The organism is Sinomicrobium kalidii (genome assembly GCF_021183825.1).
GTDB classification, from domain to species: Bacteria; Bacteroidota; Bacteroidia; order Flavobacteriales; family Flavobacteriaceae; genus Sinomicrobium; species Sinomicrobium kalidii.
The window spans coordinates 5,218,522-5,240,995 of the sequence record NZ_CP089211.1 but is presented as its reverse complement, the minus strand read 5'-3'; the positions used below and the strand labels follow the sequence as shown (position 1 = coordinate 5,240,995).

The following is a 22,474-nucleotide window of genomic DNA, read 5'->3' as shown; positions in this document are numbered from 1 at the left end:
TACAAAAACTATACCCTTTGAAATGGAACGTATTGCTAATAGACGAAAAATCTATGAAAAACAAAAATTTTTAACGTGCAATTTATCAACCGCCACACGGGGTGTGGCAAGGGCTCGCAGGTTGCCGTGTTTTTTGCGTTTCTCTTTGCGAGAAAGTATTGTTTTTCTTTTCGGGGAATACTCCGGAATTGCCCGGAAACCGTGAAAATCCCATGTCGGGATGTTGTTGTTTCGCAGTTGTGAAACCCGCAAATATACTGGTAATCAGCAAAAATAATACCATACCCTGCGGTTCCTTCCTGTTGTTGATAAAATGCTTAAAAAAGGAAGGTGTTTTACATCAGTAAAGTCTATAAAATCCGTATATTGGCTCGATTTGAAATTAAACCTTTATAATTAATTTTTTTAATATGGCAGAAGGAGAAAAGCTGATACCTATTAATATAGAGGACGAGATGAAGTCCGCTTACATCGATTATTCGATGTCGGTCATTGTGTCACGTGCCCTTCCCGATGTGAGGGACGGACTAAAGCCCGTGCACAGAAGGGTTTTGTTTGGAATGCATGAGCTCGGGGTGCTGAGCAACAGGTCGTATAAGAAATCGGCCAGAATAGTAGGAGAGGTTTTGGGTAAGTACCATCCGCACGGGGATACGTCGGTATACGACGCCATGGTACGGATGGCCCAGGAATGGAGCCTGCGTTATATGATGGTTGACGGCCAGGGTAATTTCGGTTCTGTAGACGGTGACCCGCCTGCCGCAATGCGTTATACCGAGGCGCGGATGCGCAAGATCTCGGAAGACATGTTGGCAGACATAGACAAAGAGACAGTTGATCACACGCTCAACTTTGACGATACGCTCAAAGAACCTTCGGTATTACCTACCCGGGTACCCAATCTCCTGATAAACGGAGCATCGGGGATTGCCGTGGGGATGGCCACCAATATGCCGCCGCACAATCTGGCGGAAGTGGTGGACGGCACCATCGCTTATATTGATAACAATGACATTGAAGTAGACGAGCTCATTCAGCACGTCAAAGCCCCGGATTTTCCCACAGGTGGAATTATTTACGGTTACGACGGCGTAAAAGAAGCCTTTAAGACCGGAAAAGGAAGAGTGGTTATCCGTGCCAAGGCAATCATAGAAGAGGTGCAGGGGCGTGAGTGCATTGTGGTTACGGAAATTCCCTATCAGGTGAACAAAGCGGAGATGATCAAGAAAACCGCCGAGTTGGTCAATGATAAGAAACTGGAAGGTATTGCCAATATCCGGGACGAATCCGACCGTAACGGGATGCGTATTGTATATGTGCTGAAACGCGATGCCATACCAAACATTGTACTCAACACATTATATAAGTACACTTCGCTGCAATCTTCATTCAGTGTCAATAATATCGCACTGGTGAAAGGCCGGCCGCAATTACTCAACCTCAAGGACATGATCCACCACTTTGTGGAGCATCGGCATGAGGTAGTGGTGAGAAGGACCGAATATGAACTGAGAAAAGCGGAAGAACGGGCACATATCCTGGAAGGGCTTATTATTGCTTCGGATAATATAGATGAAGTTATTGCCCTGATCCGTGCATCGAATAATGCGGAAGAAGCCAGGGAAAAACTTATAGAGCGGTTCTCACTGTCCGAGGTACAGGCCCGGGCCATTGTTGAGATGCGTTTACGACAACTCACCGGTCTGGAACAGGACAAGCTCCGCGCCGAATACGAAGACATCAAGAAACTGATCGAAGAACTCAAGGATATCCTGGCCCGTAAGGAACGAAGGATGGAGATCATTAAGGAAGAGCTCGAGGAGATCAGGAGTAAGTACGGTGACCCCAGAAGGTCGACCATCGAATACGCAGGAGGCGACCTCAGCATAGAGGACATGATACCGGATGAGCAGGTAGTTATTACTATTTCCCATGCCGGATATATTAAGCGAACCCCGCTTACGGAATACAAGACCCAGAACAGGGGAGGCGTAGGACAAAAAGCCTCTACCACACGAAATGAAGATTTTCTTGAAGATCTTTTTGTGGGAACCAATCACCAGTACATGCTGTTTTTTACCCAGAAAGGAAAATGTTTCTGGCTGAGGGTCTACGAAGTTCCGGAAGGGACCAAAACCTCCAAGGGAAGAGCCATACAGAACCTGATCAATATATCACAGGACGATAAGGTAAAAGCGTTTATCTGTACAAAGGACCTCAAGGACGAAGAATACATCAACAGCCACTATGTGATTATGGCAACCAAGAAGGGAGTCGTGAAAAAGACTTCGCTGGAACAGTATTCCCGTCCACGGCAAAACGGTATTAACGCGATCACCATCCGGGAAGACGACGAGCTGCTGGAAGCCAAACTCACTACGGGTAACAGCCAGGTAATGCTGGCCGTGAGATCAGGAAAGGCCGTTCGTTTTGAAGAAGAAAAGACCAGGCCCATGGGAAGGAACGCTTCCGGGGTAAGGGGTATAAGGCTGGCTGATGAATCCGACGAGGTGGTCGGAATGATCACAGTAAATAATCCGCAGGAAGAAAGTGTCCTGGTAGTGTCTGAAAACGGTTACGGAAAACGCACCTTTATAGAGGACCCCGAAGACGGTACACCCATCTACCGCATTACAAACAGGGGAGGAAAAGGGGTGAAAACCATTTCTATTACGGAAAAAACCGGTAAATTAGTGGCCATTAAAAGTGTTACAGATTCGGATGACCTGATGATCATTAATAAATCCGGAATCGCCATACGTCTCAATGTGAGTGATTTACGCGTTATGGGGCGTGCCACACAAGGGGTCAGACTCATCAATATTAAAGGCAAGGATTCCATTGCTGCCGTAGCCAAGGTAATGCGCGAAGAAGATACTACAGACGAAGATATCGAAAGTGCTGAAGCCGACAATATGGAAACAAATGATTAAATTTGTTAAAGTTTTAATCTGTTTTTGGAAAATATCAGAAAATAAACCTAATCTTGAGCCGTTGTTAAAACGGATATAATTAAAGAACTAAAAACTTATTTTAATTCAAGACTCATGAAGAAAAAAATTTTTATTTTTTCTGCCTTGTTGATTTCTACGCTGTCCATTGCACAGCGGAAAGAACTCAGGGATGCGGAAAAAGCATTGAAGAAGGGAAATATTGAGGAAGCCAAGTCTGCTTTGCAAAGTGTAGAAGGGGCTATTTCTTCTGCCGATGACAAGTACAAGGCACAATATTATTTCCTGGACGGAAAATTAAATTATGAGGAAGCAAAAAAAGGTGTAAATACTGATGTGGCCTATCAGGACGCAGTACAATCATTCAAGGACCTTATCGCCGTGGAAAAAGAGTCCGGAAGAGAAAAATATACCGGAGAAGCTTCCCAGCTCATCCAGTCCATTTCAGCTGATCTTGTGAATTCTGCCGTGGAAGACAATCAGAACCAGGATTACGCAGCTGCAGCTAAAAAACTGTACATGGCCTATCAACTGGACACCAATAACCAGGATTACCTGTACTACGCTGCTTCCAGTGCGGTGAACGGAGAAGATTATGATACCGCACTGAAATATTACGTGGAACTGAAAGAGCTCGGGTACACCGGTGAAACGACCAAGTACTATGCGACAAATAAAGAAAGCGGTGAACGTGAAGAACTTCCCACCAAGGAACAACGCGACCTTATGGTAAAGGCAGGGACGCACGAAAAACCCGAAGAAGAGAAAACGGAGTCCAGGCTTCCTGAGATCGTGAAAAACATTGCCCTGATCTATTCGCAGAAAGGGGATAGTGAAAAAGCTATTGAAGCGGTGCAAGAGGCGAGAAAAGTGGATCCGGAAGATATTAACCTCCTTATGACCGAGGCCAACCTTTACATTAAACTTGGACAGAAAGACAAGTTCAGAGAGGTTATGGAACAGGCCATTGAAAAAGACCCGACTAATCCCATGCTCTATTACAACCTTGGGGTTATCAGCGCCGAACAGGGAAATAAGGAACAGGCCAGAAAATATTATGAAAAGGCCATCGAACTCGATCCCGAATACGAAGCCAGCTACATGAACATGGCTTCCCTGGTGTTGGGCGAGGAAGTAGCCATAGTAGACGAAATGAACAGTCTGGGAACTTCGCAGGCGGATAACAAACGCTATGACGAACTGAAAAAGAAAAGGGAAGGGCTGTACAAAGAGGCTATTCCTTACCTTCAAAAATTACTGGAAATAAACCCGGAGAGTGTTGAAGCCACAAAAACACTGATGAACATATACGGTTCAATCGGGGAAGATGCCAAATACAAAGAAATGAAGGCGAAGCTGGATACTATGGAATAGTGACCGGAAGGCGGCATATTAAAAAACAAAAAATAGCGGGTAAATTCCCGCTATTTTTTGTTTGTACCTATATGATTTTTATTATTCCCCGGCAGTATCCAGCTGATTTCGGAATACGAGTTTGCTGTCAAATTCGTCCAGCAGGATGATACTGTCGGAAGACACTTTTCCGCTCAGGATTTCCCTGGAAAGCTCATTGAGTACTTCCCGCTGTATAACCCGTTTTACCGGACGTGCACCAAACTGGGGATCATATCCTTTCCTGGCCAGGTAGGCAATGGCCTCTTCCGTAGCATCCAGGACAATGTGTTGTTTTGCAATCATTTTAATGACATTTTTCAACTGTAACCTGACAATTTCCTTGATGTCGTCCTCCGAAATGGGTGTAAACATGATAATGTCGTCAATACGGTTCAGGAATTCGGGTCTTACCGTCTGTTTCAGTAATCCGAGCACTTCTGTTTTGGCCGCTTCGGTGGCACTGAATACATCTTTTACCGCCTCGAATTTTTCCTGTATGATATGGCTTCCCAGGTTACTGGTCATTATGATAATGGTGTTTTTAAAATCGGCCAGGCGTCCTTTATTGTCCGTCAATCGACCTTCATCCAGCACCTGAAGCAATATGTTAAAGGTGTCGGGATGCGCCTTTTCGATCTCATCCAGCAAAACCACCGAGTAGGGCTTGCGCCTTACCGCCTCGGTAAGCTGTCCGCCTTCATCATACCCTACATATCCCGGAGGTGCCCCGACAAGCCTGCTCACGGCATGGCGTTCCTGGTATTCGCTCATATCAATACGGGTGATGGCACTTTCGTCATCGAACAGGTATTCCGCAAGAGCCTTTGCCAGTTCGGTTTTACCCACTCCGGTAGTGCCGAGGAACAGGAACGAACCGATGGGGCGTTTTTCGTCCTGTAACCCCGCACGGCTTCGCCGGATGGCGTTCGATACAGCTTGTATGGCCTCATCCTGTCCGATCACCCTTTTGTGCAATTCGTCTTCGAGCTGCAACAGTTTTTCCCGGTCGCTCTGCAACATTTTGGTTACGGGGATGCCTGTCCATTTCGCCACAATTTCTGCAATGTCTTCATTGGTGACTTCTTCCTTGATCAGCGAACTGCCGCCTTCCTGCTGCCGTGCGAGCTGTTCCTGAAGATCATCCAGCTTTTCCTGGGTTTCCTTGATCTTTCCGTAACGCAGTTCGGCTACTTTCCCGTAATCGCCTTCCCGTTCCGCACGTTCTGCCTCGATTTTATAGTTCTCTATGGCTTCCTTGGCATTCTGGATGTTATCTACAACCTCTTTTTCACTCTGCCATTTGGCATAGATCTCATTTCTGTCTTCCTTCAGGTTGGCAAGGTCGGCGTTCAGGGTCTTGAGCTTGTCTTCGTCATTCTCGCGTTTTATGGCCTCAATCTCTATTTCGAGCTGCATGACCTTCCTGTCCAGAACGTCGAGTTCCTCGGGTTTGGAATTGATCTCCATACGCAGTCTCGATGCCGCTTCGTCCATGAGGTCGATGGCCTTGTCCGGAAGGAACCTGTTGGTGATGTAACGCTGTGATAATTCTACAGCAGCGATAATGGCCTCGTCCTTGATCCTCACCTTGTGGTGGGTTTCATACTTTTCCTTGATCCCCCGGAGTATGGAAACGGCACTTTCGGTATCGGGTTCATCTACCATGACTTTCTGAAAACGCCGTTCGAGAGCCTTGTCCTTTTCAAAATATTTCTGGTACTCGTCCAGGGTAGTGGCCCCTATGGCCCTGAGTTCACCGCGGGCGAGGGCGGGTTTGAGTATGTTTGCCGCGTCCATTGCGCCTTCACCGCCGCCGGCACCGACCAAGGTGTGTATCTCGTCTATAAACATTACGATATTGCCGTCGGACGAAGTGACTTCCTTGATCACTGATTTCAGGCGCTCTTCAAATTCACCCTTGTATTTGGCTCCGGCGATGAGTGCCCCCATGTCGAGGGAATAGATCTCCTTGTCCCTGAGGTTTTCCGGAATGTCTCCCTGGATGATCCGGTGTGCCAGCCCTTCAGCAATAGCGGTTTTTCCCACTCCGGGTTCACCTACAAGCATGGGGTTGTTCTTGGTACGTCGTGACAGAATCTGCAGTACCCGCCGGATTTCCTCGTCCCGGCCGATTACGGGATCGAGTTTCCCGTCATTGGCGAGCTGATTGAGGTTCTTGGCGTATTTGTTCAGGGAATTATAGGTGTCTTCTGCACCTGCGGAGGTAACCCTTTCACCTTTCCGGAGTTCATCGATCGCAGTCTTTAGTGCTTTTTCGGTAACTCCCTGATCCTTTAAGATCTGTGCAACTTTGCTTTTCGATTTAAAAATGGCCAGTATCAGATGTTCGATGGAAACGTATTCATCGTTCATTTTTTTGGCAATAATACCGGCTTCGTTCAATGCGGTTCCCGCTTCCCTGGAGAGCATAAGCTGTCCGCCTTCCACTTTTGAAAAACTTTCGAGGGTCTTGTCCAGTATCTGTTTCAACAGCGGGACATTCACCTGAAGTTTTTTAAGCAGAAAGGGGAGTACATTCTCATCCACTTCAAAAATAGCTTTGAAGAGGTGTTCGTTTTCTATTTCCTGATGACCGTATCCCTGGGCAATCTGTTGTGCCTGCTGGATGGCCTCCTGTGATTTTATGGTAAAATTGTTAAGGTTCATCTGTTATTCTTTTCCTTTTTTTGTGTATTACGATTTTTTACTGTCAATTCCCGTTCCAATAAGATTAAACGGACATTGTGTCAGTAAAATCTTTAAAACAGATGTCAATTTGACGTATTTCCGTTTTGAGTATCCTTTTTACATATTTCAGGTATAAATGGCCGGGATATTTTACCTTTGCACTCTTAACAAAGGCGATATTATTACAATATAAAGTTATGGGTTTTTTTGATAGTATTTTTGGAAAAAAGGCAGTTGCAGGTGAAGGGGGAAAGGAAACATCGAAGAGGGAATTGGATTGGACCCCGTTAACATCAGAAGAACAGCTGGAAGAAATAGAACAGGAGAGCAGGGAGGTCCCCGTAATTATATTCAAACACAGTACACGATGTGGTATCAGCCGTATGGCATACCGCAACTTTGAAAGTGATATGGACGCTGAAAAGGAAGTACGTTTATATTACCTGGACCTGCTGGCGTATCGGAATATTTCCGATGCTATTGCCTCCCGTTTCGGGATCGCGCATGAGAGTCCGCAGCTTTTACTGTTGAAGGACGGTAAGGTTGTTTACAATGCATCCCACGGGGAAATCGCTGCACAGAAAGTACTTCAGGCGTTGGAAGGACCGGAAATGAATAGGCACTATTAAAAAACGCCCTGAACAATGCAGGGCGCTTTCCAACCAACCAAAACCTTCCGGCAATTAAAAACCACCGGAATTAGAAACAATATTCGTTTTCTGCAACCAGTTTTTCCGCGATAGTATTCCGCAGACTTATAACGTTGGGCATATTTGTATATTTTGTAAAACGTTTCAGTCCCATGAGCATCATGCGTTGCTCGTCGCCTTCAGCAAAGGAAACAATGCCTTCTTTTCCTTTCTGGGTGATAATGTCCACGGCTTTATAGAGGTACAGTTTTGCCATGGCAATTTGTGCAATTGCCTTGTCTTCACCTTCTTTTCGGGCCAGTTTTTCTGTTCGTAATATCACGGATTCCGCCATGTATATCTCAATGAGGATATCGGCTGCTGCCATGAGCAACTGCTGGTGTTCTTCCAGTTCCGGACCGTATTTCCGAACGGCTGCACCGGCAACCATCAGAAAAACTTTTTTCAGTTTGGCCACCATTTCCTTCTCTTCGGAAAACAGCTCGGAATAATCGGGAACATCGAATGAGGGAATACCCAGGAGTTCGTCCGCTACGTTCTGGGCAGGGGTAAGGAGGTCTACATGGCCTTTCATGGCCTTTTTGACAAGCATCCCCACGGCCAGCATGCGGTTGATTTCGTTGGTACCTTCATAGATACGGGAAATACGGGCATCCCTCCAGGCTGCTTCCATGGGAGTGTCTTCAGAGAAGCCCATACCTCCGAAAATCTGTATACCTTCGTCCGTACAGTTCTGGATGTCTTCCGAAATGGCTACCTTCAGTATGGAACATTCAATGGCATATTCTTCAACACCTTTTAATTCGGCTTCCTGGTGACTGTTGCCGTCGGATTTCCTGATGGCTATCCTGTCTTCAATATTTTTGGCTGCCCTGTAACAGGCGGATTCACCGGCATATGCCGTGGCCGCCATTTCAGCGAGCTTAGCCCTTATGGCCCCGAAATTTGCGATCGGGGTGTTGAACTGTACGCGTTCGTTAGCATATTTTACCGAATTGGTGGTCACCCTCCGCTGTGCGTCAAGACATGCTGCCGCAAGTTTTATACGACCTATGTTCAGGGCGTTCATGGCTATTTTAAAACCATTCCCCCTTTCAGAGAGCATGTTTTCCACCGGCACTTTGGTCTCATTAAAAAATACCTGACGGGTAGAGGAGGCCCTGATTCCCAGTTTGTGTTCTTCTTCGCCCAAAGTAATTCCGTTGTCCGGGTCGTATTCTACGATAAAACCGGTGATGTATTTGTCATCTTCAATGCGGGCAAACACGATCATCAGGTCACAGAACCCGGCATTGGATATCCACATTTTCTGTCCCGATATGAGGTAATGTTTGCCGTCTTCACTGAGCACCGCTTTTGTTTTCCCGCTATTGGCATCGCTCCCGGCACCGGGCTCCGTGAGGCAGTAACAGCCGAACCATTCTCCCGTGGCCAGTCTGGGCACATACTTTTGTTTTTGTTCTTCCGTTCCGTAGAGAAGGATGGGCATGGTGCCGATTCCTGTATGTGCTCCGAAAGCCGTAGCCAGGGAACCGGTAGCCCCCGAAATATAATCGCATACCAGCATGGTGGAAACGAAGTCCATTCCCATACCGTTGTATGCTTCGGGTACGGCTACACTGAGAAGGCCCAGTTCTCCTGCCTTACGCATAATTTCCTCGGTAAAGGCATAGTCTTTTTTCTCAAACCGCTCTTTATTGGGCCATACTTCCCGGTCTATAAAATCTTTTACCGTATCGCGCATCATCTTTTGTTCTTCCGAAAAATCCTCGGGAGTAAAAACATCTTCGCATGATGTTTCTTTTACGATAAACTGTCCGCCGCGAAGGATATTGTCTTTTTCTGTTTGTGTTTCCATAACCGTTAATTTTTTTGTTTTATAGTCTATAACAACTCGTAAATCCCGGCTGCTCCCTGGCCGGTTCCCACACACATGGTTACCATACCGTACTTGTTGCCCCTGCGTTTCATTTCGTCAAAGAGTTGTACGGATAGTTTGGCCCCGGTACACCCCAGAGGGTGTCCCAATGCTATGGCCCCTCCGTTTACATTGACAATACCCGGGTCCAATCCGACTTCCCGGATCACGGCAAGCGATTGGGAAGCAAAAGCTTCGTTGAGCTCTACGAGTTCTATTTCGTTCAACTGCATGCCGGCTTGTTTTAATGCTTTAGGGATGGCTTTTATAGGACCTATTCCCATGATCCTGGGTGCTACACCGGCAGCGGCATAGCTGACCAGTCGTGCAATAGGTTCGAGGTTGAGTTCTTTTACCATCTCTTCACTCATTACCATGACAAAAGCTGCCCCGTCACTCATTTGTGAGGAATTACCGGCAGTAACACTTCCGCCATCGGCAAATACCGGTTTCAGACGGCCCAGGGCTTCCATTGAAGTGTCTGCCCTCGGGCCTTCGTCCTGTTTAACCGTATAGGATTTCTCTGCTTTTTTCCCTGAGGCGTTGACGAATACCTGTTCGATTTCTATAGGGACGATTTGTTGGTCAAATTTACCTTCGTCCTGTGCTTTCAGGGCTTTTTGATGGGAATTGAAGGCAAATTCATCCTGATCTTCACGGGACACTTTGAATTTTTCGGCCACGGCCTCTGCCGTAAGTCCCATGCCCCAGTAATAATCTTCGTGCCCTGCCTTTGCCATTGCGTAATCGGGGACAGGCTTGTAACCTCCCATCGGGATGTAACTCATGCTTTCTGCTCCCCCGGCAATAATACAATCGGCCATTCCGGTCTGTATTTTGGCCGTGGCCATACCAATGGTCTCTATTCCGGAAGCACAATACCTGTTGACCGTAACTCCGGGGACGTCTGCAATGTCGAGTCCCATCAGGGAGATCAGGCGGCCCATGTTCAGGCCCTGTTCGGCTTCGGGCATGGCATTACCTACCATCACATCGTCAATACGGTTTTTGTCCAGGGCCGGCAGTTCGTTCATAATGTGCTGAATGGTCTCTGCCGCGAGTTCATCCGGCCTCTTGAACCGGAACGTCCCCCTTGGCGCTTTGCCAACGGCCGTCCGGTATGCTTTTACTATATATGCTGTTTTCATAATGAATAATATTGTTATGATTTAAAAAATCTGTCGTCATTCCAATTGGAAGGATTATCTATAATGTATTTTTCGATGCGCAGGTATTCCTTCTCATTTCTGATGATATGATCGTGAAACCTGTCTTGCCATCCAAAATCGTATCCTAATCGACGGGCATGTTTTGATACGGCTGATTTGTATCCGCCGATAATGGATGAAACCGTGTTTTTTCCGATATTTTGAAACCGTTTCCGGCCTATGGTTTTTCCGTTCGTTTGTGACGGTGGTTGCAGAGACAGGGCATGCCCTGTCTCTACGTCGTCGACATCATTGTTTATTGTGTCGGTAACAACGCTGGTCCTGTTTTCGTTATTCAAAATCAAAATCCCATGAAAATGGTTGGGCATTACCACGTATTCACCTAAAAACACATTTTTCCGATGGTTTTTCAATTCAAACCACAACAGATCGGCAATGACGCCCACGTGAGACATTTTTAATTCCTTGTTTTCAATTTTTCCGAAAAAACATTCCCGTCCAGCGGTACATATTGTAATGAAATAGGCTGCATTTCTTCCATAATCCCACCATTGTGCCCGGGTAGATGCTATACGGTATTTATTTCGGAATTTTTCGGACATTTTTCAAAATTTGTTACAGCCCCCTCATTTTTAGTGGTCTAAACAGAGGTTTTAGTTCCTTAAAGGCTTGCCTGTTTTCAGCATATGCTGTATCCTTTCCAGTGTTTTCCGCTCGGTGCAGAGGGAGAGGAAAGCTTCTCTTTCCAGGTCCAGTAAATATTGTTCGCTGACGTGCGTGGCTTCAGAAAGGTCGCCCCCGGCCATGACATAAGCCAGTTTGTTGGCTATTTTCTTGTCGTGTTCGGAAATGTATTTTCCGGCATACATGCTGTCTGTTCCCACGAGGAACATACCCAGGGCCTGTTTGCCCAGCACTTTTACATCTTTTCTGTGAATGGGTTGGGTATAGCCTGCTTCGGCGAGAAGAAGGGCATGTTTTTTGGCTTCCGCAATCTGGCGGTCTTTGTTAACCACTATACTGTCTTTTCCTTTTTGAAGGATACCGAAATCATAAGCTTCATAAGCTGATGTAGCTACCTTTGCCATACCGATGGTCAGGAAATACTCCCGAAGCACGTTCAGTTCCACATCGTCTTTTTTGAAGGTATCGGCAGCCCTCAGTGTCATTTCCTTGGAACCGCCGCCGCCGGGGATAACGCCTACACCGAATTCCACCAGACCGATATAAGTCTCTGCGGCGGCAACGACTTTATCGGCATGCATGCTCATTTCGCATCCGCCGCCAAGGGTCATGCCGTGCGGGGCAACGACGACGGGAATGGCCGAATACCGTACCCGCATCATGGTGTCCTGGAACATTTTTATAGCCATGTTGAGTTCGTCGTATTCCTGTTCAACGGCCATCATAAATATCATTCCGAGATTGGCACCTACCGAGAAATTGGCATCCTGATTACCGATCACCAGTCCCGCATATTCCTTTTCCGCAAGGTCTATCGCCTTGTTAATGCCCTGTAATACCCCACCACCGATGGTGTTCATCTTGGACTGGAATTCAAGGTTAAGGATACCGTCGCCCAGGTCTTCGATTACAGCTTCGCTGTTGTTCCATACTTTTTTACTTTCACGTATGTTGTTCAGGATGATAAAGGCATCCTGTCCGGGCACCTTTTTCTGTGACTTGGAAGGGATGTCGTAGAAGCAGGTAGCACCTTCCTTAACGGTGTAGAAACTGTCGTTACCGGAGGAAAGCATTTCGTTTACCCAGGCTGCAGGTGCATGGCCTTCGGCTTTCATGATTTCGAGTCCCTTTTCCACCCCGATGGCGTCCCATATTTCAAACGGCCCGTTTTCCCAGCCGAAACCGGCTTTCATGGCATCGTCTATTTTATAAAGGTCTTCCGTGATTTCCGGAATGCGGTTGGAGACATAGGCAAACATGGCCGAGAAGTTTTTCCGGTAAAAATCGCCGGCCTTGTCTTTACCGTCAACAAGCACCTTAAACCGGTCAATAGGGCGGTCTATGGTCTTGGTGAGTTCAAGAGTGGCGAAAGCGGCTTTTTTACGCGGGCGGTATTCCATCGTGTCCAGGTCGAGCGACAATATTTCACTCTTTCCGTCCTTGTCTTTTATTTTTTTATAGAACCCTTGTCCCGTTTTACTGCCCAGCCATTTGTTTTCCATCATGGTATTGATGAAGCCGGGAAGTTTAAAAAGTTCGTGGGCTTCGTCGTCCGGGCAATTTTCATACAAACCGTTGGCCACGTGCACAAGAGTATCCAGTCCTACGACATCTACGGTGCGGAAAGTAGCGGATTTGGGGCGGCCTATGACCGGCCCGGTAAGTTTGTCCACTTCTTCGATGGTAAGTTCCATTTCCTTCACCTGGTGAAAGAGGCTCATGATCCCGAAAATACCGATGCGGTTTCCTATAAATGCCGGGGTATCTTTGGCCACTACCGAGGTCTTGCCCAGGAATTTATCACCGTAATTGTTCAGGAAGTCCAGTACTTCATCGGAAGTTTTCGGTCCCGGAATAATCTCGAAGAGTTTCAGATACCGCGCCGGGTTGAAAAAGTGGGTGCCGCAAAAGTGCTGTTGAAAATCTTCACTGCGACCTTCGCTCATAAAGTGAATCGGAATCCCCGACGTATTGGAAGTAACGAGGGTTCCCGGAGTACGGTGCTGTTCGATCTGTTCAAAAACCTTTTTCTTGATGTCCAGCCGTTCCACAACCACTTCAATGATCCAGTCGGCGTCGGTAATTTCCGAAATATTGTCTTCGAGATTCCCTGTTGCTATCCGGCCTGCAAATTTTTTGTGGTAAACAGGAGAGGGGTTTGATTTTAATGCCGAAGCCAGGTTGTCGTTGACAATCCGGTTTCTCACCACTTTATCTTCCAGGCTCAGCTTTTTTTGTTTTTCCTTGTCCGTCAGTTCGCGGGGGACAATATCGAGGAGTAAAACCTCAACACCGATATTGGCAAAATGGCAGGCAATACCGCTTCCCATGATCCCGGAACCAATGACTGCTACCTTTTTAATGTTGCGTTTCATCTGTTTATTTTTCATTTGTTTTAAATAGGTTATCCCGATGGTCCCTATAATTATCGGGATCGGGAGAAATGCCCCGAGTAATTATGTCGTCCCGAAAGCTTTCGGGAGGTGTGACAATGATGTCTATGGGCATTTCATGTGTTTTTTGTGATTTATCGTTTTGTTGTTCGTAAGATATGAGTCCGGATCAAACCCTGTTTTTCAGGGTTTGTATATTTTTTTTTCAACAATAAGGTTATTGATGGCTTCGATCACTTCAAAAAAGTCCCGGAGTTTTTCTTCTGAAATACTATCCTTTATAACCTCATTAAATCTTAACACTACGGCCTTTGAAAGTTCCCGCTTTTCCCGCCCCAGATCCGTAAGGCATATAAGTACGCTCCTGCCGTCCTGGGGATTGGGCTTTCGTTCAATGAGCCCTTTTGCCTCCATATTTTTCAATATCCTGGAAAGGCTGGTGGCTTCCATTCCCATTTTCGGTCCGAGCGAAGTGGAAGGGGTTCCCTTTTCCCGGTCAATGCTCAGCAGGGTAAAGCCCGTGGCCATTGTTGTGTCATACTTGCCGGCTTCCTCATTATACATTCTGGCGACGGCCTGCCAGGTTGCCCTTAAAGCATAATCTATTGTCTTATCTTTCATCTGGATTGGTCTGAATGTCAAATATACAAAAATTTATTATGCATGCATAATAAATTGATCTTAAATTTCTGTATTACCAATCATCTCCATTAATTTATAACAATTTTGTAAGAATACCTCATTCCTGCACTCGTATTAACAATAATTTAAAGGGAACAATAAAACAGGGTGTTATGCAGAAGGAAAAGGATATACTTGTGTAATCTGAACGAAAATAAGCGGCGGAAAGACAAAAAACGTATCTTTGTTCTCGAACACTTTTTTGAAAACTTCAGTACAGATGAAAAATATCAGATCGCAATTCCTGTTCGCCCTTGTGGCATGTATGTCTTTTTTGACTTCTTACGGACAAGGAAATGAAAAGTTGTCGGATGCCGTGGACGACCGGAAAATGGAATGGTTTGCAGATGCCAAACTCGGAATATTTATTCACTGGGGGATTTATGCAGTGAAAGGTATTGACGAATCCTGGTCCTTTTACAACGGAAAAATAGCGCATAAAGATTATATGAAGCAGCTGGAGGGGTTTACGGCCGGTAAATACGATCCTGCTTCCTGGGCGGCACTTATCAAGGAAAGCGGGGCGCAATATGCCGTGCTCACTTCACGCCATCACGACGGGGTGGCCCTGTGGGACAGTAAACAGGGGGTGAATACGGTAAAAGACACCCCGGCCAAACGCGACCTGGTCACCCCTTTTGCAGCGGCCCTCAGGGACAACGATATAAAAGTCGGGATGTATTATTCGCTTTCCAACTGGTCGCATAATGATTACGATGAATTTACCCGGGAGGAAAAACGCTACGATATCAAGGAAGAACCCAAACGGTGGGAGCGGTATAAAAAATACATGTTCGGACAGATAGGGGAGATTGCCGAAAACTTTAATCCCGATCTGTGGTGGTTTGACGGGGACTGGGAGCACAGTGCGGAAGAATGGGAGGCCCCGCGTATCCGGGAACTTTTACTGAAAAAGAACCCGAATACCATTATCAACTCCCGCTTACAGGGGTATGGCGATTATTCCACACCGGAGCAGGGCACACCGATATTCAACCCGCCTGCCGAATACTGGGAACTTTGCCTTACCATGAACGGGAGCTGGGGATATCAGCCACTGGACACGGCATACAAAACACCTTATGAAGTGATCCGGATCTTTGCGGACATGATCAGTATGGGAGGTAACCTGTTGCTGGATATAGGCCCCAAGGCCAACGGTGAAATCCCCGGGGAGCAGGTACATATTCTCAAAGAACTGGGCAAATGGCTTAAAAAGCACAAAGAAGCGGTTTATGCTACCCGGAAGGGAATAGACCTGCATTACTTTTACGGACCAACAACCTTGTCGAAGGACAGGAAAACCCTTTATCTTTTTGTGCCGGGATCGCCGCAAAAAGAACTGGTATTGAAAGGAATTAAGAACAAGATCACCTCCGTTAGTGTGGTTGGAACCGGCGAAAAGCTCGAATTTAACACCAAGGGGGCAATAGATTGGGCCAAATACCCCGGGATTTCCTATATCAAAGTGCCCAACCGGGTTATCGATCCGTACATGACCGTGCTGAAAGTGACACTGGACAGTCCGCTGGAACTGTTTAATAAATACGGACCGCAAAAGGAGGGAGACAAGCAAGAGGAAAGTCATTAGTTCCTGCAAAAAAGAAAGTCCTTAAAAACCTTGGTTTGCCAGTTGTCCGGATTTTTCGAGATGGGGGTAGTTCTTACGATTATGAAAAAACAACTTTAGGAAAACAATACCCGATTAAGCCGGTGGGGCAAATAGCACCCAACTCATTTTTTAAGGACTTTTTACATTACGACAGTTTTGCCGAAGCGGGAAAGCTGTCGTATCTTTTTGCATATGTTTTTATTTCCGGGACCCGTTTTCACTTTCGCGATTGTATATCTTGTTATACAGGTCTTTATATTTTTCCTGGATCACTTTTCTTTTCAGTTTCAGTGTAGGGGTCAGGTGTCCGCTTTCCACGGACCAGACATCGGGGGTCAGTTCAAATTTCTTGATCTGTTCCCAGTGACCGAATTTTTTATTATACAATGCTATTTCTTCATTATAACGGGCAATAACCTCCGGGTTTTCCACGATTTCCGGGTTGGTCTTCCCGATATCAATTTTTTTCCGGGCCGCCCATTTTTTGATAAAGTCGAAATTGGGCTGAACAAAGGCAGCAGGTAATTTTTCGCCCTCCCCGATAACCATGATCTGTTCGATAAAGCGGGATTGCTTTATTTCATTTTCCATGAGCTGCGGTGCGATATATTTTCCTCCGGAAGTCTTGAACATTTCCTTTTTCCGGTCGGTGATCTTCAAAAAGCCTTCCTCATCCAATTCGCCGATATCCCCGGTATGAAAATAGCCGTCGGTCATTACGGCTGCCGTTTTTTCCGGGTCTTTGTAATAGCCCATCATCACATTGGGGCCTTTGCAGAGTATTTCACCGTCTTCCGCTATTTTTACCTCTACATTGGGGATAACCTTTCCTACGGTACCTATTTTCCATTTGCGGTCTTTCTGGCAGTTTACGGCAATTACCGGAGAGGTTTCCGTGAGCCCGTAACCTTCCATGACCGGGATTCCCGCCGCGGCAAATACCCGGGCGAGGCGCGGTTGCAGGGCGGCACTTCCGGAAACCATAATGTCCAGGTTCCCTCCGAGGCCTTCCTGCCATTTACTGAATATTAATTTGCGGGCAATGCCCAGTCGAAATTCATACCACCATCCGTTGGCCTTGTACGGCTGGTATTTTTCCCCGAGTTGCAGGGCCCAGAAAAACAGTTTTTTCTTTATTCCGGTGAGTTCCGTTCCCTTGGCGTAGATCTTGTCGTACACTTTTTCCAGCAGCCGGGGGACTACGGTCATGACATTGGGTTTCACTTCCTTGAGATTGTCCGCCATTTTGTCTATGGACTCAGCAAAATAAACGGATATACCGTAATACTGATAGAGATAGACCACCATACGTTCAAAGATATGGCATATGGGGAGGAAACTCAATGCTTTGGAATTTCCGGCATCCAGGGGAACTCTTTCGGCGCTGCCCAGTACATCAGAGATAATATTGTTATGGGAGAGCATCACACCTTTCGGCCTTCCGGTAGTTCCCGAAGTGTAAATCAGTGTGGCCAGGTCTCCGGGTTTTATGGCATCTTTCCGTCTTTCCAGCTCTTCCCGGTTGGCTTCGTCTTTTCTTCCCGCTTCCAGGATTTCCGTCCAGTGTTTTATGCCTTTTATCCTGTCGAAGGAATACACTTCTTTCAGTGCGGGGACCCTGGCTTTTATGGCCCTGACCTTGTCCAGCACTTCTTCGTCGGAAACAAAGCAATAAATAGCTTCGGAATGATTGAGGACATATTCGTAATCGTCTTCGGAAATGGTCGGATAAACAGGAACGGTCTGCGCCCCCGTCTGAAGTACTCCTATATCCAGAAGGTGCCATTCCGTACGGTTGGTTGACGATATAATGGCTATTTTATCGTTTTCCTTCAGACCGAGCTTCAGGAGCCCCCTGCTCATGGCATCCGCTTTTTCAACGTAGCCGGCACTGGAAGTTGCTTCCCATTTGCCATTCTGTTTGGTCACTAAAGCATCTTCAAGATTGTATTTTTCCAGTTGGTAACGGGGGATATCAAAAATACGGGTAACTTCGGTCATCTTCTGCAATTTTAGTCCCGATGGGTTATATAAATTTAAGAAAAAATCCACACAGTCGGGATTGCAAATTAGGAAAATTGTGGATACAAACCAATGTAGTTTATAAAAAAAAGAACATATTATTGCTAACTATTTAATTTAAAGCTATACTTCGGGTGAGTGTTTTATTATACTGTATATTACTTTGCAATAAAAAACACCACCCCTGTGCCCATTGACCAAATCGTACTTGTCTGCCTGTTACGGCAAATACTTTCATATTCCGGATCTGTTAAGATATTGATTTCCGTATACCGGCAGGGAAAGTTTTTGTTACCGGTTGTACCGTACATTCTTTTCGGGAAACTTATCGCCTATAAGGTTCAGGTGGATACCGTATTCCAGATATGCCTTTAATCCGTCCAGAACGGTAGTGAATCCGCCGGTGGAATCTTTAATGGTATTCAGTAGTTCGTCGCCCTTCTCTTTAAACCCGTAGTTCTTTATCACCACATATGTGGCATTGTCCTCAAAAGGCGTGAATTCAAAATCCACGGTGGTGGGAGGGGAGTCCCACCGTATGGAGATTTTCTCATTTTCCGATATTTCCTCTACAAAAACCGTTGTGGAAAGGTTGTACATTTCCCACTCCCAGGTCACGGATTTTCCGGGCTCAAGTTTACCACTCCCCCTGGTGAACCAGAAATTCCGGGTTATTTCCGGGTTGACAAATGCTTCGAAAACAGCGGCCGGTGGTCTCCGGATAAGCATTTGGGCTTCTACGCATTTCGAATTGTTTTTTGCCATTTTAATTGTTTTTAAAAGGTTATATTCATCGTTTCCACCCTTAAAGTTAGTTTTTTATGTATGCTCTACAAAATTGGGGAGCGCAGTACCTATAAAGTATGTCCATCCCTGTACAAAATTTTCTTTGGCAAGGTCGGGATTGCTCTCGGGGAAAGTTTCGAGGCCTTCATGTGTGAGTTTTATCCGGGTTCGACTGCCCTCCGGAAACAATTCGAAAATGACATGGGAATTCCCTTCATAACCGTCGTAACGCCAGGAGTAGGACAGCTTTTCGTTTTCTATAACTTCAGTGATCTTGCAGAGGTGAAGGTATTTTTTCTCGTCTTTTCCGGCCTTAAACTGAAATTCGAATCCCACTTCCGGATGAAACTCGGCAAGGTCGAAGTACCATTGTTTCATATGATCTTTGTCGGTAAGGGCTTTCCAGACCTTTTCTACGGGGGCGTTCAATGTTCGTTCAATGATTAACGGATCGTTTTTCATAAAGTATCTGTTTTTTAAATGGTTTTTAGTATGTCCCGGGTTTCCCGGGTGTATTCAATGAACTGTTTTTATTCCGGAACTGATTTGCCGGGAAAGCCTGCCGGCAATCGGATTGTGTGCAATCCTGTATTTCAAACAGGTTTTCAGTGTCCGGTTTAGTTATGCGGTGAGGTTAAAATTTCCCACTGATGTCCGTCAGGGTCGGCAATATTCACAGCGTAGCCCCAATCTTCATCAACCGGCTGACCGATTGGAGTGGCTCCGGAAGACAGTGCCGACCGCACAATTTGCCGGACCTCCTTTTTGCTTTGCGCAGTGTAATTGAGTATGAACCCCGCGGATTTTTCCGTTTGGTCCGGTTTTGCCGTAAGCGGAAGAAAATCCTTCCTTCGGTAAAGTATCAGGCCGAAGTTATCTTCAAGTTCAAACAGACAATGGTCTTCATAGCCTTCGCGGATACCCCCGGTGGGAAAGCCAAACACATTTCTGTAAAAATCAATGGATTTTTCCAAATCGGTCACCGCAATGGTGATAAAACTGATCTTCGGCCCCATATTGGTTTGTCTTTTTATTTACAATGGCTTCCGGACAGGTGTGTTAGGCAAGAAGGGCAGGGGAGCCTAACTGTTTTCCAGAAAATCTTCGAGCGCATCCAGTTTATTGTTCCAGAATCTCCTGTACTGTTCGATCCATTCGGACACTTCCCTCAATTTTCGCAGCCTGGCCTCACAATACCGTTCCCTGCCCTGTGGCTGTATGATCACAAGGCCGCATTCCGTCAGTATTTTGATGTGTTTGGATATGGCGGGCCTGCTCACTTCAAAATTATCGGCGATCTGGTTTACAGTGAGCTTCCTGTTTGCAAGCAGATTGATTATGGCCCTCCTGTTGGGGTCTGCTATTGCCTGAAATACGTCCCTTCTCATTTCTTTAATGTAACTATTCGGTTACAAATATATATAAAACCATTCGGTTACACAATTATTTTTTTATTATTTTTCAGGGACTGTCAAAAACAGGCAAAAAGTCCGCGTAAAATGAGCTTACTTTAATTAACTTTGAACGCTAAAATCCCTGAAAACAATTGCGATATGGAAAACTGGTATGCCATAGCAGATATTCAGCAAATAGATTCGCCTTCGGTTGTGCTGTACGAAAGTCATCTGGATCACAACCTGCGGCAAATGTTGAAAATGGTTAATAACGATACAGGCCGGTTGCGGCCACACCTGAAAACCAATAAAATGCCTGAAGTGGTACGGCGCATGATGGGATTCGGTATGAAAAACTTCAAGACTTCCACGATAGCCGAGGCAGAAATGGCTGCAAAAGAAAGCGCCGAAAGCGTTTTGATCGCCCATCAGCTGGTAGGCCCTAAAATTAACCGTTTTTTCGACCTTATACATCGTTTTCCGGCTACGGATTTTTATACTATTGTTGACAATCCTTACTCAGCAGATATGCTGAACACGAAAGCTTCTGCTGCGGGGAAGGAGGTACCGGTTTATATAGATATCAATAACGGGATGAACCGGTCGGGGACAGAACCCGGTCCGGGAATAGTTAAACTTGCAGATAGAATAAAAGAGTGTAAGTTTCTTAAATTAAACGGACTACATGTATATGACGGACATCACAGGGATACGGATTACACGGTGAGGAAAGAAAAGCTGGAAAGAGGGTTCCGGGATGTTCAGGACATCTACGATGAACTGAAACAGTCTTATCCGCACCTGCAGCTCGTTTCCGGGGGAACACCTGCTTTTACCACCCACAGGCTGGCTGAGGACAGGATTTGCAGTCCCGGTACCTGTGTGTTCTGGGATTGGGGATATGATGAAAAACTTACCGAACAGGAGTTTAAATTTGCAGTACTGCTGGTAAGCCGCGTTATTTCCAAACCTGCACGGGGAATCGTTACCATTGACCTGGGACATAAAGCCGTAGCGGCTGAAAACCCGGTGGACCGCAGGGTGAAATTTTTAAACCTTAGCGGATATGAATTGCTTTCCCAAAGTGAAGAGCACGGTGTCCTGAAGGTGAAGGACTGGGAAAATATCCGGGTAGGGGACGTATTGTATGGTGTGCCCTATCATATTTGCCCCACCATTAACCTTTACGATGAGATCCCGGTGATCGCCGAAGGCAACAAAACCGGGGTTTGGGAAATTACGGCAAGAAAGCGGCGTATAACGGTTTGAGTTTGCTCAAATAATATCAAAATCAGGAAATTATCCCCGATATCCCTTGAAGGTATCATAGAAATCTTACCTTTGTAGCTAAACTACTATAAATTTGATATACTAGATTTTATGACTAAAGTAAAAGCAAACGACACGGTAAGAGTACATTACACGGGAAAATTAACAAACGGGCAGGTGTTTGACAGCTCTGCAGACCGGGACCCTCTGGAGATACAACTGGGCCAGGGAAGTCTTATTCCGGGTTTTGAGCAAGGGCTTATAGACATGGAGGTCAATGAAAAGAAAACGGTGACCGTTCCTAAAGAAGAAGCCTACGGTGAAGTGCGTGAAGATCTTTTCCACTCTGTTAAGAAAGAAGAACTGCCTCCAAACATTACTCCCGAAGTAGGTATGGGACTGGTCGCCAAAAACCCTGACGGTTCGGAATACCAGTTGCGTGTTGCCAAGGTAGAGGAAGAACATGTTGTGCTTGACGGAAACCATCCGCTGGCCGGCCAGGATCTGGTATTTGACCTGGAACTTGTTGAGATAAAATAATATATATAACTGTAATGCTGAACGGAATAGTTCCGGTGCCATTACAGAAAAAATAAACAGTTTTACTGCATTATTCAGGCCCCCGGAAGTTTTTCCGGGGGCTTTGTTTTGAAAGCTGATCATGGATCAATCCTAACAGTTGTGGACATTGCAGGGGTTCAGACCTAAGACAGCAGGACATAAGAGGTGCGACTTGCGATTTATGAAATGGTTCCTTTTTGTTACAGGGTTGTACTGGCCTCAATCGAGAGTCATCTATTGCCTGTTGTTGGGTTAACAGGTTATTAAGTTAATGAGTTATTCAGTTCATGCGTGATGCCTA

General features: G+C 46.0%; 17 protein-coding genes. 6 read left to right on the top strand and 11 right to left on the bottom strand.

All coding sequences use genetic code 11. The annotated features are described in order from the left end of the window. Window positions 1–410 precede the first annotated feature (410 nt). Entirely contained in the window at window positions 411–2,933 is a 2,523-nt protein-coding gene (gyrA, locus tag LS482_RS21155) for a DNA gyrase subunit A (protein WP_233029589.1), read from the top strand. A gap of 114 nt (window positions 2,934–3,047) precedes the next feature. Further along, a complete protein-coding gene (locus tag LS482_RS21150; protein ID WP_233029588.1) occupies window positions 3,048–4,325 on the top strand; it encodes a tetratricopeptide repeat protein in 1,278 nt (425 codons plus the stop codon). An 81-nt stretch (window positions 4,326–4,406) separates the two neighbouring features. Here the strand turns inward: LS482_RS21150 and clpB are convergent, their stop codons facing one another. After that, a complete protein-coding gene (gene clpB, locus LS482_RS21145; protein WP_233029587.1) occupies window positions 4,407–7,013 on the bottom strand; it encodes an ATP-dependent chaperone ClpB in 2,607 nt (868 codons plus the stop codon). A 218-nt stretch (window positions 7,014–7,231) separates the two neighbouring features. On the opposite strand from clpB, the gene ytxJ reads away from it, so the two are divergent. Beyond that, entirely contained in the window at window positions 7,232–7,663 is a 432-nt protein-coding gene (ytxJ, locus tag LS482_RS21140; RefSeq protein ID WP_233029586.1) for a bacillithiol system redox-active protein YtxJ, read from the top strand. Between the two features lie 70 nt (window positions 7,664–7,733). Here the strand turns inward: ytxJ and LS482_RS21135 are convergent, their stop codons facing one another. The 5 genes from LS482_RS21135 to LS482_RS21115 all read right to left on the bottom strand — a co-directional run bounded on the left by LS482_RS21135 (window position 7,734) and on the right by LS482_RS21115 (window position 14,469). Further along, the gene (locus LS482_RS21135) at window positions 7,734–9,542 is read right to left on the bottom strand and encodes an acyl-CoA dehydrogenase FadE (RefSeq protein WP_233029585.1); all 1,809 of its coding nucleotides are present in this window, start codon (window positions 9,540–9,542) and stop codon (window positions 7,734–7,736) included. A 26-nt stretch (window positions 9,543–9,568) separates the two neighbouring features. Beyond that, window positions 9,569–10,750 carry an acetyl-CoA C-acyltransferase gene (locus LS482_RS21130; protein ID WP_233029584.1) on the bottom strand — a complete coding sequence of 394 codons (1,182 nt, stop codon included), beginning with the start codon at window positions 10,748–10,750 and terminating at the stop codon, window positions 9,569–9,571. Between the two features lie 14 nt (window positions 10,751–10,764). Then, window positions 10,765–11,373 (bottom strand): transposase, encoded by a 609-nt coding sequence (locus tag LS482_RS21125; RefSeq protein ID WP_233029583.1) that lies wholly within the window; start codon window positions 11,371–11,373, stop codon window positions 10,765–10,767. Between the two features lie 51 nt (window positions 11,374–11,424). Then, on the bottom strand, window positions 11,425–13,830 hold the full coding sequence (locus tag LS482_RS21120; protein WP_233029582.1) for a 3-hydroxyacyl-CoA dehydrogenase/enoyl-CoA hydratase family protein: 2,406 nt from the start codon (window positions 13,828–13,830) through the stop codon (window positions 11,425–11,427). Between the two features lie 201 nt (window positions 13,831–14,031). Then, window positions 14,032–14,469, bottom strand: coding sequence for a MarR family winged helix-turn-helix transcriptional regulator (locus tag LS482_RS21115; protein WP_233029581.1), 438 nt, complete (start codon window positions 14,467–14,469; stop codon window positions 14,032–14,034). 280 nt (window positions 14,470–14,749) lie between these two features. Between LS482_RS21115 and LS482_RS21110 the strand changes: the two genes are divergently transcribed. Then, window positions 14,750–16,120 (top strand): alpha-L-fucosidase, encoded by a 1,371-nt coding sequence (locus LS482_RS21110; RefSeq protein WP_233029580.1) that lies wholly within the window; start codon window positions 14,750–14,752, stop codon window positions 16,118–16,120. 219 nt (window positions 16,121–16,339) lie between these two features. Here the strand turns inward: LS482_RS21110 and LS482_RS21105 are convergent, their stop codons facing one another. From LS482_RS21105 to LS482_RS21085, 5 genes are all read right to left on the bottom strand, one after another. Beyond that, window positions 16,340–18,142, bottom strand: a complete 1,803-nt coding sequence (locus tag LS482_RS21105) for an AMP-dependent synthetase/ligase (protein WP_233029579.1) — start codon at window positions 18,140–18,142, stop codon at window positions 16,340–16,342. Between the two features lie 312 nt (window positions 18,143–18,454). Then, complete coding sequence (locus tag LS482_RS21100; RefSeq protein WP_233029578.1) at window positions 18,455–18,928, bottom strand: SRPBCC family protein; 474 nt, start codon at window positions 18,926–18,928, stop codon at window positions 18,455–18,457. A gap of 54 nt (window positions 18,929–18,982) precedes the next feature. Further along, window positions 18,983–19,411, bottom strand: coding sequence for an SRPBCC family protein (locus tag LS482_RS21095; protein WP_233029577.1), 429 nt, complete (start codon window positions 19,409–19,411; stop codon window positions 18,983–18,985). 155 nt (window positions 19,412–19,566) lie between these two features. Next, window positions 19,567–19,965, bottom strand: a complete 399-nt coding sequence (locus LS482_RS21090) for a VOC family protein (protein WP_233029576.1) — start codon at window positions 19,963–19,965, stop codon at window positions 19,567–19,569. A gap of 66 nt (window positions 19,966–20,031) precedes the next feature. Next, window positions 20,032–20,337, bottom strand: a complete 306-nt coding sequence (locus tag LS482_RS21085) for an ArsR/SmtB family transcription factor (RefSeq protein ID WP_233029575.1) — start codon at window positions 20,335–20,337, stop codon at window positions 20,032–20,034. Between the two features lie 165 nt (window positions 20,338–20,502). Here LS482_RS21085 and LS482_RS21080 point away from each other — a divergent pair, with 165 nt between their 5' ends. Both LS482_RS21080 and LS482_RS21075 read left to right on the top strand, forming a co-directional pair. After that, window positions 20,503–21,612, top strand: coding sequence for a D-TA family PLP-dependent enzyme (locus LS482_RS21080; RefSeq protein ID WP_233029574.1), 1,110 nt, complete (start codon window positions 20,503–20,505; stop codon window positions 21,610–21,612). A gap of 111 nt (window positions 21,613–21,723) precedes the next feature. Next, entirely contained in the window at window positions 21,724–22,152 is a 429-nt protein-coding gene (locus LS482_RS21075; protein ID WP_233029573.1) for an FKBP-type peptidyl-prolyl cis-trans isomerase, read from the top strand. Window positions 22,153–22,474: the final 322 nt, after the last annotated feature.